Origin of the sequence: Bacteroides sp. AM10-21B, assembly GCF_003472565.1 — a bacterium.
Classification (GTDB): domain Bacteria; phylum Bacteroidota; class Bacteroidia; order Bacteroidales; family Bacteroidaceae; genus Bacteroides; species Bacteroides propionicigenes.
On the sequence record NZ_QRME01000011.1, the window covers coordinates 464 to 18,186 of the forward strand.

The 17,723-nt window shown below is 41.8% G+C and carries 16 protein-coding genes, 1 tRNA gene and 1 pseudogene; 3 read left to right on the forward strand and 15 right to left on the reverse strand.

Annotated features, from left to right (window positions below):
• Window positions 1-54: 54 nt before the first annotated feature.
• From DW121_RS13760 to DW121_RS13775, 4 genes are all read right to left on the reverse strand, one after another.
• A complete protein-coding gene (locus DW121_RS13760; RefSeq protein WP_118324119.1) occupies window positions 55-462 on the reverse strand; it encodes a hypothetical protein in 408 nt (135 codons plus the stop codon).
• A gap of 65 nt (window positions 463-527) precedes the next feature.
• The gene (locus DW121_RS13765; protein WP_158573931.1) at window positions 528-887 is read right to left on the reverse strand and encodes a hypothetical protein; all 360 of its coding nucleotides are present in this window, start codon (window positions 885-887) and stop codon (window positions 528-530) included.
• A 63-nt stretch (window positions 888-950) separates the two neighbouring features.
• Window positions 951-1,379 (reverse strand): hypothetical protein, encoded by a 429-nt coding sequence (locus tag DW121_RS13770; protein WP_118324123.1) that lies wholly within the window; start codon window positions 1,377-1,379, stop codon window positions 951-953.
• Between the two features lie 63 nt (window positions 1,380-1,442).
• On the reverse strand, window positions 1,443-1,832 hold the full coding sequence (locus DW121_RS13775) for a hypothetical protein (protein WP_118324125.1): 390 nt from the start codon (window positions 1,830-1,832) through the stop codon (window positions 1,443-1,445).
• 72 nt (window positions 1,833-1,904) lie between these two features.
• Here DW121_RS13775 and DW121_RS13780 point away from each other — a divergent pair, with 72 nt between their 5' ends.
• Both DW121_RS13780 and DW121_RS15950 read left to right on the forward strand, forming a co-directional pair.
• A complete protein-coding gene (locus DW121_RS13780) occupies window positions 1,905-2,501 on the forward strand; it encodes a master DNA invertase Mpi family serine-type recombinase (protein ID WP_118324185.1) in 597 nt (198 codons plus the stop codon).
• A gap of 24 nt (window positions 2,502-2,525) precedes the next feature.
• Window positions 2,526-2,633 (forward strand): annotated as a pseudogene (locus DW121_RS15950) (DUF6808 domain-containing protein); the annotation flags it as partial.
• A gap of 122 nt (window positions 2,634-2,755) precedes the next feature.
• On the opposite strand, the gene DW121_RS13785 reads toward DW121_RS15950, so the two are convergent.
• From DW121_RS13785 to DW121_RS13815, 7 genes are all read right to left on the reverse strand, one after another.
• Window positions 2,756-3,739, reverse strand: a complete 984-nt coding sequence (locus DW121_RS13785) for a serine protease (RefSeq protein WP_118324127.1) — start codon at window positions 3,737-3,739, stop codon at window positions 2,756-2,758.
• A gap of 298 nt (window positions 3,740-4,037) precedes the next feature.
• On the reverse strand, window positions 4,038-5,288 hold the full coding sequence (locus DW121_RS13790) for a site-specific integrase (RefSeq protein ID WP_118324129.1): 1,251 nt from the start codon (window positions 5,286-5,288) through the stop codon (window positions 4,038-4,040).
• 152 nt (window positions 5,289-5,440) lie between these two features.
• A tRNA-Arg gene (locus DW121_RS13795) sits at window positions 5,441-5,514 on the reverse strand.
• A 229-nt stretch (window positions 5,515-5,743) separates the two neighbouring features.
• Window positions 5,744-5,926: a hypothetical protein gene (locus DW121_RS13800; RefSeq protein ID WP_117711728.1), complete on the reverse strand. Its 183-nt coding sequence runs from the start codon at window positions 5,924-5,926 to the stop codon at window positions 5,744-5,746.
• A 287-nt stretch (window positions 5,927-6,213) separates the two neighbouring features.
• Window positions 6,214-7,671 (reverse strand): AbgT family transporter, encoded by a 1,458-nt coding sequence (locus DW121_RS13805; protein ID WP_117711729.1) that lies wholly within the window; start codon window positions 7,669-7,671, stop codon window positions 6,214-6,216.
• A 20-nt stretch (window positions 7,672-7,691) separates the two neighbouring features.
• Window positions 7,692-8,420, reverse strand: a complete 729-nt coding sequence (locus DW121_RS13810) for a DUF5932 domain-containing protein (protein WP_117711730.1) — start codon at window positions 8,418-8,420, stop codon at window positions 7,692-7,694.
• A 64-nt stretch (window positions 8,421-8,484) separates the two neighbouring features.
• Window positions 8,485-12,810, reverse strand: a complete 4,326-nt coding sequence (locus tag DW121_RS13815) for a DUF5113 domain-containing protein (protein ID WP_118324131.1) — start codon at window positions 12,808-12,810, stop codon at window positions 8,485-8,487.
• A gap of 159 nt (window positions 12,811-12,969) precedes the next feature.
• On the opposite strand from DW121_RS13815, the gene DW121_RS13820 reads away from it, so the two are divergent.
• Window positions 12,970-13,908: a ribose-phosphate pyrophosphokinase gene (locus DW121_RS13820; RefSeq protein WP_187120043.1), complete on the forward strand. Its 939-nt coding sequence runs from the start codon at window positions 12,970-12,972 to the stop codon at window positions 13,906-13,908.
• An 89-nt stretch (window positions 13,909-13,997) separates the two neighbouring features.
• On the opposite strand, the gene DW121_RS13825 is transcribed toward DW121_RS13820, so the two are convergent.
• The 4 genes from DW121_RS13825 to DW121_RS13840 form a co-directional block, all read right to left on the reverse strand.
• Window positions 13,998-15,155, reverse strand: coding sequence for a phosphatidylinositol-4-phosphate 5-kinase (locus DW121_RS13825; RefSeq protein WP_117711732.1), 1,158 nt, complete (start codon window positions 15,153-15,155; stop codon window positions 13,998-14,000).
• Between the two features lie 79 nt (window positions 15,156-15,234).
• The gene (locus DW121_RS13830; protein ID WP_118324133.1) at window positions 15,235-16,527 is read right to left on the reverse strand and encodes a M16 family metallopeptidase; all 1,293 of its coding nucleotides are present in this window, start codon (window positions 16,525-16,527) and stop codon (window positions 15,235-15,237) included.
• 14 nt (window positions 16,528-16,541) lie between these two features.
• On the reverse strand, window positions 16,542-17,300 hold the full coding sequence (kdsB, locus tag DW121_RS13835) for a 3-deoxy-manno-octulosonate cytidylyltransferase (RefSeq protein ID WP_118324135.1): 759 nt from the start codon (window positions 17,298-17,300) through the stop codon (window positions 16,542-16,544).
• Between the two features lie 47 nt (window positions 17,301-17,347).
• Window positions 17,348-17,722: a 2-amino-4-hydroxy-6-hydroxymethyldihydropteridine diphosphokinase gene (locus DW121_RS13840; protein WP_117711735.1), complete on the reverse strand. Its 375-nt coding sequence runs from the start codon at window positions 17,720-17,722 to the stop codon at window positions 17,348-17,350.
• Between the last annotated feature and the right edge of the window lies 1 nt (window position 17,723).

Genomic DNA, 17,723 nt, shown 5'->3' on the forward strand with positions numbered 1-17,723 from the left:
TTTTAGGGGCAAAGAATATGGCGGATATACAAGGAGTTAAATAATACTTCCTAATTAAGTAAGAGTAATTAACTTCCAATCATAAAAGTTACTTTTGTTTGCAGATACTCTAAAATATAATTTCCAATTATTGAGACCACATAAAAATTGCATAATATAGCTTCCGTCTTGAAGTGCAAAAGTACTCAATAAACCAACTCCAGTAAATCCATTAGGAATATTAGCACAGTTTATCGCTTCTAATGAGATTGTACAACTATTGATAATAGTATTGCAATCCGTACACCATTCACCCCATTTATACGTATTATAAGGGAACGATTTTTCATCCAACATTATTTCACCTATGGTTTTTGCTAAATCATCCTTTTTAATCTTTATTTGTGAGCCATCTCCTAACTCTGCATAAACGTATGCTGCATCCGTTGCCGGCGTAAACTCATTCATCTTCTTATCTGTCATACCCTTGTACCTTTTAGGGGCAATGAATATGGTACAAAAAGCACGTACAGGCATTTACATGAAAATCAAGTAAAAGATATTGCTTTCCAGTCCGTCCACTGATCCCATTTTCCATTATTATACAATAATGTCCTATATCCAATATTACGATTATATACGCTGGTCGAAATTTGTATAGCAGCACCATTTAAAGCGAAACACAGTAATATTCCAGTATTATATCCGTTTATTGTATTACCTGTTGTATAAAATACACTATTTTCTTTTAAATCATTAAGATCTCCTTCAAAAGTTCCTTTCAATTGAAATAATAAAGAGAACAAATCATTCTTCTTTATTTTCACCTGCGAACCGTTCGCATCTTCCGCATACATATATTCCGTATCTGCCACCTGTTGAAACTCATTCATTCGTTTATCTGCCATCATTATACTTTTTAGGGGCAGAAGATATGGCTGAGAATAGTGAGTAAAAAAGACAGTGAGTTATTAGGTAAAAGATATTTTCTTCCAGCTTAATTGAACTTCTTCTCCTACATTGATTATTTGCGATTCAGCAACTCCAACCATTATCCCTCTATTAGAAAATACATAAACATGTTTATCTACATCTAAATTGCATGTTGACACCCATTTACCTAAAGTATTCCTTACTCCATATTGAATACAAATATTTCCACTACTATATTCAGTTCCGATTGATTGTAGAATATATTCTCTACTTTTACCTGCTATTAGTACGCTGCCGTCAGTTGATAAATTATCACCAAGTACTAATGTAGAGAAAGACGAACTTAGCAGTTTGATGAAATCACTTTTTTTTATCTTTCCCTGATTCCTACCTAATTCTATGTAAATGTACTCGTAGTCTGATTTAATTGTAAGTTCATTCATAGGTATATCCAATTTCTCTTCCATATCCCATATATTTAAGGGGCAAAGAATATGATAGTTCTTTAATTGTCAATTTCTATATATCTTTTATGGTAATGAATCTTTATCTATATATAGACATATCTGAGTATCTGCCCCATTAACAACAGAGGTCCCTTGATTATTTTGTGCACCTAATGTAAGTTCGTTTGACGTCAAAGGAATTCGAATAGCAAAATCTCCAATATTTCTAATATACATATATACAATATATTGAGTCGGATTATTTGAGTTATAAGCAAAAATAATACCGACGTTCGGCATACATATACCAGCACCGCCACCATCTTCTTTTTTAATTCCAACAGAAGATAATTTTAATAATAAATTTTTCTTCAAAAGCCCAAAAGATATTTTTCCACTGTTATTTCCAAGCAATCCCCTTACATAATCAACTGAAAGTAGCTCTTTCATTTCATTTTCTCTTTTATCCGCCATAATCTTACTTTTTAGGGGCGTCTAATGTGAGTTTTGTTCGCACAGATACTATCCTTACTTTTACAGGCAAAAATGATTTACGCTTACATCAGAGTATCAACGGATAAACAAACAGTTGAAAATCAACGCTTCGAAATTGAGAAATTTGCTCGCATCAGAGAATTGTCTATTGATAAATGGATATCCGAAACGGTATCAGGCACAAAGTCTGCCAAAAAACGAAAACTCGGTCCACTCATTAAGAAATTAAAGAAAGGAGATACCCTTATTGCATCAGAAATCAGTCGTCTCGGTCGCCGATTAATGGAAGTTATGTCTATATTGAACACTCTTATGCAAAAGAATATCACTGTTCTTACGGTTAAAGAGAAATATGAACTTGGTAATAATATTCAATCACAGATACTTGCTTTCGCCTTTGGTTTATCTGCACAAATTGAACGTGATTTGATAAGCCAACGGACAAAGGAGGGGCTTGCTCGGCGTGTGGCTGAGGGACAAAAATTAGGTCGTTATAAAGGAGGCCATAATTCAAAGTATAAATTGACAGGTAAAGAAAGCCTTATCCGTACAATGCTTGAATATGGATACAGCAAGGCAGCTATTTGTCGAAAGTTGAAATGTAACCCTAAGACCTTGGACGACCATCTTGTGAGAATGGAATTATAAAGGGTATCAACTCTACTAAAAAACATAGTTCCGAAGAAGAAGCGTTGGGGATTGGGGTTACAGGTTGGGTATGGATATCCGGGTGGTTTTTATGTTGGAGCTGGGGTGAGTTGTGATTTATGGCAGTGGTAATTTCTGTCTTAAAGTTCAGTAAATTAGTGAAAAGAATTATTTTGAACTCTTTTTTGAGCAGATATATACCTCTTTCTGATTTGTTATTTTTACAATCTGTATTGTTTCCATTTTCATGTGTTTTATTCGTGAAAGTCCTCAAAGCGAACAGGCATTTCATGTTTTTGGGCTATAATTGAATTTATTATTTTAATAGGAATAGCGACACCATAGCCAAGCTCATCATAACTATCTCCTTCGGCTATTGTATCGCTAATCGCAACACCAACAATGGAACCATATTTATTAATAACTGGTCCGCCACTGTTACCACCTGTTATCCGAGCTGTTATTAACATTAATTGAGTGATATTTTGTGTGAACATTTCATTTGCAATGGAAGTAATAGCCCCACGTGATGGGGCAAAACGAACATTTGCTAAAGACGAAACTGTAGCTTTTTCAACCGTGAGAAAATTAAGAAAACGAGGTATCATTGGATATCCCATAACAAGAATATCATCTAAGATATATGGATCTTGAATAAAAACTTGCTCCGTTTTTTGAGACAAATCTATATAGGCTATATCAATAGCATCATTGTCACTTATATAAATTTTGGCTTTGCTTAATTGTTCCTTGCTATAACCTGGTATTGAAACATAAGCCCCGTCTTCTAAACAGTGTTTAGCGGTAACAATGCCATTAAGAAACTTAAAGCAACTTCCCATCATAGGCTTTTTATCTTCTGTATATGCGATAATAGGAATAACCTTATCTTTGTAGAAATTATATACATATTCGAAACCATAAACTACAGAGTTATAGTAATGGGACATTTCGTCCTTTAGGGTAACTAAAGCATCTAAATTTCCTACATATCCATAATTATTGTTTATCCCCAGTGCAGTTCCCCCTTTAATCAAAGACATTATATTGTTATTGCACAATATATCACATATCTTGGTAATGATAGCTGGCTGTAAAAATTGTACCCCCTGTGGAGAGTGTGTTGTACAAAAATCTACAATATTTCTCTTATTGATACTATTACTGACATGAAAATATTTCAAGATGTCAATTATTAATTCTGGATATAAAATATCATAGTCATTAAAGTCTTTCATTTCTACAAATTTAATATTGATAAGCAAAGATACTCATTGTTACTGAAAATATGGGTAAGTTATGTAATTTTAGTTAGAAGTAAATATCTATAATATTCTAAATATCTACATTTAGTAGAATGGTAAAAATTGTGTTTTGATTAAATTTGCAGTGCTGGTAAAAGCATAAATGTATCAGTCAATAATGAATTTGACGTGCCACGTTGGGATATGACTATTATGGATAATTGGGCGTTGATAATAAGCAATTGATATAAAAATCCCCGATATGCTCGAACACCAGGGATTGCCTTTCTTCTTATCCTTTCATCATCATAATATCAGCCCTCATCTCTATGTAGTCTTGGTACTTCTCCGGGTTGTTTACATAGTCAATCACCCTGTTGATGGCTATCTCCGCTTGTTTCTGTTTGACTTTCGTGTAGTACCTTATGATACCCTTGCTTTTATCCGAATGTCCAAGGCAGTAGTCTATCACGCTATCGGGTATTCCAAGTTCTGATGCAAACTGGGCGAAGGTCTTGCGGGCTGAATAGTAAACGACCTTTTGATTGACGTTTAGATTCTCCGCTAAAAGATTTATGTTCCGCGTTAAATATCGATAGAAATTTGAGTAGGTGAACTTATAACCAAAATCAAGTTTCCCAGTATTGCGATTCATCCATTCATTTATTATCGATTTCGCTACATCTGGAATCGGAATGACTATCCGTTGTTCCCCTTGCTTTAGATTGCGTGCTTTTTTTCTTATATATTCCACTTTATCAGTTCTTCTGAAATCAACATTAAGCAAGTCAGCCAAGTTTATTCCACCAAGATAAAATGAGAGCATAAATAAATCTCTTGCTACACGCAGTCTTTTCTCTTTCGGTGCGTAGTTTTTTATCTTTATTAAGTTTTCTACTGTTATGTCAACTTCTCTAACAGGAGAACTTTTGATTGAGTAATAAGCAAATGGATTCACATCATACTTAACCAATTGTTTTTTAATTCCACGATTGATAATTGTTCTTGTGCGGGACATCATCATGCTGATAGTAGTCTCTCCTACTCTTTTCGTATTTCGCAGAAAGCGGTCATAGTTACTAATAATCTCCGGCGTGATTTCAGATAATAAGAATTCTCCCTTTGTAAATTCAGTAAAGTACCTGCAATTCCGTTCAAGTAACTTGGCGTAGTTTTCACGTCCGTCCTCGATAAGCTCGTTGATGTACGCTTGAGATACAGCTTGAAATATCGATGCTGTTTGTCCTGCCGGTGTACTGTTGACCAATATTTCACGTAATTGCTTGCAGTCGTACATTTGAATACATTTGATGCTGTCAAGCTTTTCTTGATATTCATTCAGAATATTACGTAACTTAGTATTTATTATTGCTGCATCCGGACGTTTTACTACTTGTCCGTTTTTGAATTGAGAAAGATGGTCGATTTTAAATCGAGTGACAATATACTTCGTTTCTTCTCGATGATGGATAGCTATACGAATTTTGTGTGAACCATCACTCAATACCTTTGCTGGAATTAAAGCTAATCTGATTGTTGCCATGGTCTAAAAAAATTAGAGAAATCCTTAGACAAGATTTCGACAAGATAAATCGCTCAAAAGTGAGCATTTTCTCGTTTTTTTTAATCCAATAGCGATTGATAAAAAAGAAAAAAACGCTAATTATCTTATTGATAATCAGCGTTTTACAGAAGTGATTCCGTTGCGATTCGAACGCAAGACCCACGCCTTAGAAGGGCGTTGCTCTATCCAGCTGAGCTACGGAACCAGCCTTAATTGCGGTGCAAAGGTACGCTTTTTTATGAAAACTGCAAATATTATATTCAAAATATTTATTATCTGTATTAAAATGATAATATCTTGCATAAAGAGTAAATAGTTGTATAATTGAAATACAACACATTAACTCCCATGAAGTCATTCTAAAGAATATACGAGTTATATGTCAGAAGAGTTTTTACAATCCCTCTCCTATTTCGGTATCAATTATAATTGTACTACAACTGATAATAGGTATCATTAGCCATAACAATTGCATCTTCCAAAGTACCTCCACTTTGTTCTACAAATGCAATAACGGCATCTATAAATTCGTTGAAAGTGGCAACATCCTCACCGGCAATTTTTTCATTATAATCTTCCTCTGTAAAATCCAAATTTTCTATTAATTCTGTTTTCATTTTTGTTTCAATGGTTATATTATAGTATCATTATTGAATACCTTTTTTTGCAAAAATAATATATCGTCTTGACTTCTTAGCTATTATTTGCAAATAATATTTACCATTAAATTATATTTTAGCAAACAAAATTCAAACATAAACTTACTTATTAACAGCTATAATGTAATAGATTTCCAAGTATTCTCAAGTTATTCAGAACAGTCTTAACAAATGTATATGTTTTTCCAAACGATTTATTTAAATCAATATCATTCACATTCTGCTCTATCTATAATGTCAAGATATCACAACCCAAGTGGTAGTTTACAGGCGTACCAAAGTACAAACAAAGCAGTCCAGGCAATAAGAATAGCCAACGAATATCTCCATGTATATTGAAGTAGTGAACCATATGTGGACTGCCTGTCGTATTGCTGCATATAGGTCAGCACAAGCGGCATATAGAACATAAAGGGGGTTATGGCATTCGTCGCGCTGTCACCAATACGATATGCACATTGCGTCATATCCGGTGAAATTCCCATACCGGCCAATACCGGAATAAAGATAAAAGACATAAACGCCCACTTCGACGTGGAGGAAACCATTATAAGGTTGATAAGAGCAGTAAACAGAATGAATAATATCAATATCCACAAACTATCCAGTTGGGCAGAAGAGAGTGCATTCGCTCCCATTATTGCGATACATTTATCCAAATGGGAATACTCAAAGCAAGCAAACATCTGGGAAGCAAAAAAAGCAATGACAAAATAAACGCCCAATAGATTCATCGGTTGGGTCAGCCCCTCTATTACATCGTTGTCCGTACGATAACGCCCTGATGCAAATCCATATACCATTCCCATTAAACCGATACCCAAAGAGAGCAAAAACAAGATACCTATAATGAAAGGTGAACGGATAAGCCCGCCGTTGACACCCCTCAAAATTCCCCATGAAGAGAATGTAGCCCACAGAACAAGCGTTGCATAAAGCAACCCTACAATTACCGCTCCCCACAAAGCCCTCTGTTCCTTACGAGAGAGCTGCTTATAACCGCAGAAAGCACTGTTCCCATTATATTTTCCCAAACTTGGCAATAACTTTTTACGGGTGATGTAATAGATAATGAATATCAATAGAAAAGTAGATATACAAAAGAAATAATAATTGCATAGCGGTCCGACTCTTCCACCCGATACATTCGTCATATCAGAGGCCTCTTGTGTTGCAGCCGCAAGCATAGGGTCGAGCGTACTTAAAAGAATATTGGCACTATAACCACACGATACAGACACATAGGATGCAATAATACCGCCTATGGGATGCAATCCCACTGAGTGAAACAATGTTGCGGCAATAGGCAGTAATATGATATATCCGGCATCCCCCACTACATTGGACAGCAATCCCAGAACAATAACACTAAGCACAATACGCCACGGATTATGTTCCCGGTTGCGTATGCCTTTGCGTATACACGCATCTATAAACCCCGAATGCCGGGCAACTCCTATTCCGAACATCGCCACAATAACCAGTCCCAACGGAGCAAAACCGGTAAAGTTTGTCACCACATGGCGCAGCAACCAACGAATCCCTTCCGGGCTCAACAAACTTTGTACACGTATTTCTTCTCCGGTCTGAGGCAGACGCACGCTTAAACCGTAGACATCAAATATCCACGACAGAAAGATGACTCCCAGCGTCAACAGGAAGAACATCGTTGCAGGATGGGGCATGCGCCATTTATTTCTCATAGTTTCTCAGTGCCTCCGGACTATTCATCGTCCGCTTCCAAGTTGTCAATATCAAGAATGCGCAGTTCAAGTGCACGCACAACAAGGCGCGTAGCGTTCACTCCCATCCGTTCGGAAGCCGAGAAAAGGCGTCCTACCAAATCATTCTGCCGCTTCTCCAATGATTTCACTCCGAACGGCATTCCTTTCAGATTGGCAATCATTTCTTTGGTATATCCCAGGGCCAAATGGCGCAGAAAACGTTCATCATATTCGTCTATATCGTAACTGATGACGGCTTCCTGCCGTTTCGCGTCATTTTGGACGGAAGTCTTAAAGCGTTCCACAATCTTCTCCAATATGGGGTAATTAAAAACAAGTTTCTTGCCATCCATAACGGCTTGTACGTCCGTCTTTGTCAACAATTCTCCGGTTTTCAGGATGATACCGTCAGCTCCTGCATCAAGAACATCTACCCATAGTTTCTCATTCAAAATCTCTCCGGTAAATATCAGCACGTGCACGCCGGGATACCGTTTAAAGATATTGCGGCAAATATCCACACCGATAGTAGTAGAGCCACCCAAGCCTAAATCCAACAACACGAGATCAGGTACACCGGCTTCCATTAAGGTCCAGAACTCCTGTTCCGTCATGGCGGTACCGATAACTTCCGCATCCGGTATCTCATGGCGGAATATCTCTTCCGTACCTTTTAACTCCAGTTTTACGTCTTCTACAATGATGACTTTAAATTTCTTTGCTTTCATATTTCATATCTTTTCATCCTAACTTATTTTGATTTGCTCCGAGAAAAAACAATTATCCTCCGGGCTAAACTCTCTTTAGACAACGGGGCAACGTAAAGTATACTGCAAATCCTCCCCCTTCCATCGGCTCTGCATTGATGCGGCATCCTCTCCTTCCTGCAAATTCATCATGGTCGCGAATAATCTGTTTACATATCAGATATTCCGTACCATGCAACTCTCCCCTTTCACCTGCCGTCATACGTGCCAAGTCCGGGTAGAACAATTGGTTCAATTCTTCCTTTGTTTTCTCCCGCCGCATATCCGTAAAAAGGAAACGCACAAAATCATCTTCTACTGCACAAGTCAGGCAGATTTTTCCTGAAACAGATACAGACAGGGCTTCATCAATCAGATTCTCCAGCAGAAAACGCAATTGATTCACATCTCCGACAACTGACTCATCCACTGCTTCCGCATTGAAAACAACGGAGGTAGAAACTCCCTTGCTTGCCTTGCGGAAATACTTCTCCGCAGCTTCCAGCAGTCCGGGTACAGGAATCACCGTACGCCTGAAAGTAACCTCCTCCAGCTGGCGGGACGCACATTGGCTCAAAATAGAGAATACGCCTTTATAATACTCTATCAGTTCACTGATGGCCGCCACAGTTTCCTGTTCTTCCGTTTCCGGCAATTCACCGGAACGGAGCCTGCCTATCAGCTGCTTTATCCTGTTGGGATAATAAATCGTCTCATGTTTGATGGTAGACAAACAATTGTCGAGCACCATATTCTGCACATGCAGCAAGCTATCTTCCCATGATGCACGGCGTGCTTCATCCTGAGCCGTTTCGATATCCCGGTATTTTATGGCCAACTTCACCACCGCATTAAATACCACTATCGCAACGTAGCGGGCTATCAGTTCCAGCAGCAAACGGTCGGATTCTTGTTGCGCTTCACTTCTCACCAAACACAGCACTCCTATACATTGACTGGAATTTCCGGCTTTCACGACAAGAGGAAGCGCTTGCATTCCATTCTCCGACAAGTACATTTGCTCCTTAAAACAACGTTGCATCAGGTCTGTCCATGCAGGCAGCTGCCCCTCGGTTATTTCTTCCAGAGGATTGGCGGCGTATTCCAGTTTGCGGGCGGCTTCATTATATACAGCAATACCCAGCCGTTCTATGCCCAGCAACTCATTAACGGCATCGAACGCATTGTTCGCTATTTGTTGCGGAATATCTTTCAACGTATCTTCTTCCCGTTGCAGCATCTCCTCATTTTCAGATACAGGCATTACAGACGCAGTAAATACCTGTTTGTTGATTTCCAACACTTGTTCCAGATTCCAACGGTTCACCAACCTCCGGCGAAAATACAGGATGTAATACCCCAGACATAGCGTAACCAGCAAAATAGCGACCAGTAAGATACTCACCATCTTATTATTCGTAGAACGTTCCAGTTCACGACAGAAGCTCTCCAGAGACTGATCTTCACCCAGCAGCTTATACAAAGTAGTATAAGCGCTATTATTATAATTGTAATTATCCCATTGCTTCAAGGCGAGAAACGCCACAGCCGCCTCATTCCTAATATCCAGTATCACATGAAAATCGGAATTGAACATCTCGTTCCACCAGTCCAGTTCGGCAGGCATATCATTCCCCGTTAAAGTCATATAGCGGTCCGGTTGCCCGGCATACTTCCTATAATGTTCATTCAGGCAAGTCATTGCGGAATCTATATATTGCAAAGCCATTGCAAATTCGCCGTCCACATTACAGTAGTACGCTTCATTGGCATAATCGGAAGCCCGGTCCAGCAATACCCCGTATTCTTCCTGCAAAGCCAATGTCAACGAATCCGTAAGAGTGTCCATAGGCACATCATCGCCGGCTGCCTTCGTACAGGAAGCCACACTCACAAACAGTACCAGCAACATCATTGTCAGAACCTTGCGTACACCGGTAGGCAGTCTGAAGTAGAAACGGCTGCCCTGTCCCAATGTGCTTTCCACATTGAACAGGCACACATTGAAAATCGGGTTCGTTTTCTTATACTTCTCAATGATGCCCTTACAGTTCATCAAGCCGAATCCGCTACCTTTGTTCTTCCTCAATTCCTCCCGGTCGGACGCATCTTTCATACCGATAGCTTTGGAGTCATACACTTTCTCGCCTACGATGCGGGTAACATCTTCCGGAGACAGGCCACACCCGTTATCTTCAACGGATATTTCCACGCAGTCATTCTCCTTACGGGCATAAACCCTTACCTTTCCTCCTTTAGGAGTATATTTGCGCGCATTTTCAGCCAGTGTATTTATCATAAAGAGAGTCAATGCCCTGTCTGCCTTCACGCAAGCATCGGTCGGTTGCACTTCCAAATCCAGTTGTTTCATTTCAAAAGCCCGGCTTCCTTTCCTCAACAGTTCGAAGAGTTCATTCAGTTCAAATGCTTCAATGTTCAGGCTCAACGTACCTTGCTTCATCTTAATCCACAAAGCCAAAATATCATTGTACTCGTTAATCGTGGTGACAAGCTCGTCAATATACTGATACTTCTCTTTTTTGATAGTTTCGTCATGGATATACCCCATGCGCACCAGCTTGTGCACCTCGTTCAGAATACGGTCAATATACGGATGAATACCGTTCACAATAGACAGACAAGCCTTTTTTATCAGATTCTGCCGTTTGTTTCCGGCGATGTGCTGTTCGTGGATATAACGTTGTTTTTCCAGCCTGCGCTGTTCCTCGCCGAGGGAGATGGAAGTCATTCCGTTGTCCAGCGCCCATTGTATATAAGGGTTGATTACTTGCATCATAGCCTGTTCATCTTTCCCCATGCGCTGTGCGAATACCAGTTTTCTATCTTTAATAGATATATCTTCTGTACCGAATAAGTCTTTCAGCTCAGGACGTACTGCCGCTAAAATCGCATCCGTTATATCCTCCTCGGTTTGTGCATCGGCGAGGATAGATGCAGTTATCCCCTGACATATATCCAGCATGGATTGCAAGCGGCGCAGATGTAATTTGTTGCGTATTTTGGAGCGTTTATTAAAGAACCAAAAGAATATCAATACCCAAATAACTCCCGTAATCACAAAGAAAAGCAAGAAGTTCAGTTGTCCCGCCTCCTTCTCCAATGCTTGGTAGCGGCTTTCCAGTTCTTTGTCCTGACGGGTATCTTCCAGAATATCCAAATAGATATTCCTGTTATAGTCAGAATATTCTTTCATCTCCAGTCCGGCATATGTCACGCTCAGTTGTTCTCGTATTCTTGAAATCCACTCGGGCACGGTCTTCAGTTTCTGTTGAATCCACGACTTCTCCGCGCATATCGTATCACGGCGGTCATATGCCTTCAGCCAATCCAAGCTGTCGTGACAATCGTAAAAGCGGCGATGATGATCGTTCACACATTCCAGAGCACGTGTCAATGTGTCCAGAGCCTGTCCATACTCCCCGTGTGCATTCAGATACTTCCCGATAGACACATAAGCGCCTGCTATCTGGTAAATGTCATTGTATTGCCGGAACTTCTCCAAAGCCAATTGTCCCAACCGCATGGGCAATAAAGAATCCATCGGCTCGCCAAACTGCTTCAGAGCGTGCGAACGACGTCCTTGAAAAAATTCATAATCATCCGGCGAAGCCGTCAGGTTTGCCAGACCTTGCACACCGTTCCCCTCAAAATACAAATACCCTTTTCTGGAAGCCAGCCTCCAAGTAGTATAAAGTTCGTCAAATTCCCTTAGACGACGCTCATCCGGCGTCTCGCCTTCACACAAAGAAGCCGAACCTTTTATATAGTGATAATACAATAACTGGTTGGTATCTGTTGCCAGTTCCTCGTTCTCCGACACCTCATTTATGGATGCCAGAGCTTCCGGACGCTGTTGCAGATAATAATAGTATACGGCAGATACAATATAGAACTCCGACCGCGCATAACTCAGGCGCATTCGCTCATGCCTGTCTGCAAACAGGTTATTATCCTCCGCAATACGCTTCATACGGCGTACGGCGCTATTTCGATAATCATAAAATTCCTTGTTCAGCGCTGTCCGTTGATAAATCTTCATCAAACCGATATCGGCGATAAGAAGTTCCAACTCGTTCTTTGTCAGATTGTACACTTCCTGATGATACCTCTCGGCCTGTTCAAAATCCATACGCATAAAGGCGCAGAATCCCAAGTTATTACAGGCTTCGGCCTTTCCCTGCCTGTAAAGTTCCGCCTCTTGATAGGCCCTTGAAGCCGCATGGAACGATGAATCCAGATTTTTATATCGATAGGCGTATGCCGCCTGATTCAAGGAGTCAATCAGGTGCACCTCCTTTGTGGGAGCCGTACCCACGCACGAAACAAATGCCGTACCAACCAAGTATAGCATTCCCACCGACAATAATATAGATGAAAGGCGTTTCACAAAGCAAAGCTACAAATAAATCCGGTAAAGAAAAATATTTTTTCTACAATAAGTCTTGTATTATGTAGCGGGAAATTCATACCTTTGCATGCAAATTAATAAATAGGTAACATCTATTACAAAATGAGCGAAAAAGCACCCTTTATGGTATTCTCAGGAACAAACTCGAGATACCTTGCAGAAAAAATCTGCGCCAGCCTTGATTGCCCCTTAGGAAAGATGAACATCACCCACTTTGCTGATGGTGAATTCGCCGTTTCTTATGAAGAGTCTATCCGTGGCGCAAACGTATTCCTGGTTCAATCCACTTTCCCTAATTCCGACAATTTGATGGAACTTCTGCTGATGGTTGATGCGGCCAAAAGAGCATCTGCCAAAAGTGTAATTGCAGTTATTCCTTATTTTGGTTGGGCACGTCAAGACAGAAAAGACAAACCTCGTGTTTCCATCGGCGCCAAGCTGGTAGCCGACCTGCTCTCTGTTGCAGGTATCGACCGTTTGATTACTATGGATCTCCATGCTGACCAGATTCAAGGTTTCTTCAACATTCCGGTTGACCATCTGTATGCATCGGCAGTATTCCTTCCTTATATCGAATCATTAAAGCTGGATGATCTTGTTATTGCAACCCCCGACGTAGGCGGTTCAAAACGTGCCAGCACATTCTCCAAATACCTCGGTGTACCATTGGTTTTGTGCAACAAAACGCGCGAAAAGGCGAACGTAGTTGCCACCATGCAGATTATCGGCGATGTACAAGGCAAGAATGTCGTATTGGTAGATGACATCGTAGATACGGCAGGCACTATTACCAAAGCAGCCAATATCATGATGGAGGCCGGTGCCAAGTCCGTACGTGCCATTGCCAGCCACTGCGTAATGTCCGACCCCGCATCATTCCGTGTACAAGAATCCGGTTTGACGGAAATGGTTTTCACAGACAGTATTCCTTATGCCAAGAAGTGCGCTAAAGTTAAGCAATTAAGTATTGCCGATATGTTTGCCGAAACTATCAGAAGAGTAATGTCAAACGAATCCATCAGTTCTCAATACATTATTTGAGAATAAAAAATTGAAAATAAAAAAAGAGAGAGGGCTGCACAGTTTCATTGCGCAGCCCTCTCTCTTTTTTTATTCTCAATTCTCAATTCTCAGTTTTCCAATCTTCCCATTTTGTAGGTTCCCTTCCGCACTAACTTTCCATTCTTGTCGGTTTCTACAAACGGGCCATCCTTTTTGCCTTGTTTGAAGAAGCCTTCGTAGCGGTTGCCGTTCTTATCTTCCTGTACGCCGCTTCCCTCTTCCAGTCCGTTCACAAAACCACCTTTGTATTTTGTGCCGTCGGTAAGAATCAGGGTTCCTTGACCATTGAATTTATTATCTTTCCATTCACCTTCGTAGGAGTCACCGACGTTCCATTTGTAAACGCCATAACCGTTGCGTTGGTTGTCCTTCCACTGACCGTCATATACAGCACCGCTTGCCCACGTAAATATACCGTGCCCGTCCTGCATACCGTTCTTGAAGTTTCCTACATATTTATTTCCGCTCGCATGGTAGTAAATACCTGCGCCCGTACGTTCGCCCTGCACATAAGAACCCTCGTAGCGGTCGCCCGTATGGAAGAAGTAAATACCCTTTCCATGCTGCATATCCTCTTTCCAGTCGCCCACGTACTTGTCACCATTGGCATATTCAAACGTGCCTTTGCCGTCGCGGACATCATTTTTCCAATGCCCGTCGTATTTGCAGCCGTCATTCCATATTAATGTGCCTTCTCCGTTTTTCTTGTCATCCTTCCACGAACCGATATATTTGGAACCGTTTTTCCAAGTATAAGTGCCTTCGCCTTCACGTTTGTCGTTTGCCCAGTCACCTTCGTACAGGTCGCCGTTATAATAGTACATGGTACCCTTACCGTGTTGGTAGTCCTGATACCACATACCGTCGTAACGGTTGTTATTCATAAAATAATAGATTCCTCTGCCATGTTGCTGGTCTTGAAACCACTGGCCGTCGTATTTCTCGCCGTCGGGAAAAGTGTAAACTCCGTATCCCTCTCGTTTTCCTTTGACGTACTCGCCTTCATACACATCGCCATTCTTGAAAACCGTTTTTCCTTTGCCGTTGGGTTTGCGTCCTTTCATCTCGCCGGTATATACGGAACCGTCTTTAAACGTATGCGTCCCTATTTTTATTTCCGATGAGAAAGTCCCTTTTATTTTATCAAAGAAACCGCTTTTTTCTTGGGCTGCGGCATTTCCCTGTGACAAGAATAACAGAATGATTGCAGTATATAGATATTTCATCTTTGGTTACAAATTACTTGATTAGGATTTGGACAAAGATACGATTAATCTGCTAAAACCACGAGACGCATTCCGCTTTTTATGACATTTTTTTGCCGGATATGACTTCTTTTAATTTCTCTTTGCACAAATGCCGTCCGGCAAGTTCGCGTATATCTTCGGGGGTAATCTCCTTAACCGCATTCAGGGCATCCTCAAAGTGAGTGTCCCCAAAACCGGAAACTTGGACGAATATCCACGCATCTGCCAGTGAGAATGCCGATTCATAGCTGCGGCACATCTCGCCCAGCATATAATTCTTTACCATAGAGAGTTCGTCTTCCGGCACCAATTCATTCTGCAGGCGGTCTATTTCATGGTAAACCTCCTGAATGAGAGGTTCTACAAACTCGTTTGCCGTTTCCGTATTGACAACCAGCATCCCCTTTCCCGGATACGGGACGATGCCTGCGGAAATGCCATAGGTATAGCCTTTCTCTTCGCGGATGTTGGACATCAGGCGGCTTCCGAAGTATCCGCCGAACAACGTCACCATTACCCGCGTCTTCAGGTAATCGGGATGGTTGCGTTCCAAAGAGAGCGTGCCCATGCGGACTGCACTCTGCATGGCATCCGCATACTCCACAAAAATCCGTTTGTCCGCAGATGAAGCCGGGATAAAATCTTTCTTCTCCGGTTTGCGGAAATCCCTGCCGAACGCTTCCTTGCCGAACAAGTCTTCTATCCGCCGGATGCAATCATCGCTCACTTTGCCGGATACATAAATCGTGCAGTTGCATGAATGGTAGTGGCGGTCGTAGAACTCCTGCAACACAGCCGGGTTTATCCGTCCGTAATCGTCCTTCTGCACCAGCCGTCCGCAAGGATGCTCCTTGCCATACACAGCCTCCATCAATGCCCGGTGGGCCAAGAAGTCCACTTTGGACGAATTGACCAAGAATTGCTGTATATTATTGTCTATAATAATGCCCAACTCCTTCTCCGGAAATACAGGCTCTTTTACGATAGACTCCAGTATCTCCAACGTCTGCGGCAGATATTTATTCAGTGAATAGAGCGTGATGTAGGCATATTCCGATGCGATGGACAATTCCAGCCATGCGCCGTAATAATCCAGCTTCTCCGCTATGTGCAAAGCATTGTACCGACGTGTCCCTTCACGCAGCATACGGTTGGTGAACAGAGCTTGCAGGGGCCGGGACTGTTGCCAGCGTCCGCCCTCCATCAGCAAGTCGATGCGCACCACTTCATTATCACCGGAATCGAGCACATTCAGAGATACGCCATTGGGCATGACAGAGCGTCGGGGCATCTGTACGGCCAAGTGCTCTATATTCCTCACTTCGGGTTGGATGGTTCTGTCCACAGGCATTGTCAATCAGGTATTCATTTGGCGTTTCGGGCTTGCAAGAAGCGTTCCGCCTGCTCCAAGTCCTGCGGGGTATCGATGCCTATCGTCTCCACTTCGGTGACACCTGCCTTAATGGTATAGCCGTTCTCCAACCAGCGCAATTGCTCCAGTGACTCCGCCAGTTCCAATGAAGATTGGGAAAGTGAGGTTATCTCCTTCAGCACTTCCACGCGATAGGCATACAAGCCGATGTGTTTGTAGTATGTATGGTTTTTCAGCCATTCGCGTTTTTCCGCATTACGCTGGTAGGGAATGATGGAACGGCTGAAGTAGAGAGCATTCATATTCTTGTTGAGCACCACTTTGGGAGAGTTGACGTTCTCCAATGCCTCGAAGCCGTTGTCTGCGGTGAAGGGTTTTACCAGAGTGGCTATCTGTGTGGACGGGTCGTTAAAACAGGCCTTTACAGTCTCCAGTTGAGACGGCTGTATAAAAGGTTCGTCACCCTGAATGTTCACCACTACATCAAACCCTTCCCCCACTTTGGTGCAAGCCTCGTAGCAACGGTCCGTACCGCTTTTGTGGTGCACGGATGTCATTACGACTTTTCCGCCGAATGCCTTTACGGCAGCTTCGATGCGTTCGTCATCGGTTGCCACATAAGCATCGTCCAGAACACCCGCCACTTGTTCGTACACCCGTTGGATAACGGTTTTTCCGCCCAATAAAGCCAAAGACTTGGCAGGGAAACGCGTAGATGCGTAACGGGCGGGGATTATTCCCAGAAATTTCATATCGTCAAAACTTTATTTACTGTGTTATTATTCGGGAAACGGTCCGGCTACGCTTTTTCGTCCAGTTCCTCCAGCCCGCGCACGATATAGTCCCGTTTCAAATCCTCCGGCTTATACACCCGGCTGTCGCAAGAAAGCAAGTCTATATCAAGACGGACAATCTCCTGTTTCTTTTCATCGGGAGTCCTTCCGGCTTCCCGTTCTATATCTTTCAGATGGTGCATTACTTTGTCGGCATCACAGTCGGACATGAAGCGTGCCACCTGATTGGCAAACAATGCCTGCCGCCGGAAGAACAAAGGTTTCGTGTCCGCCTCTGCAGAAAAGCGGATATTCGGAAACAGCTCTGACAGCCTCTTACGCGCCAGCGCCAAATTGTCCTTCCTATGCTCATTGCTGCCGATGCAGATTGTATAAACCATT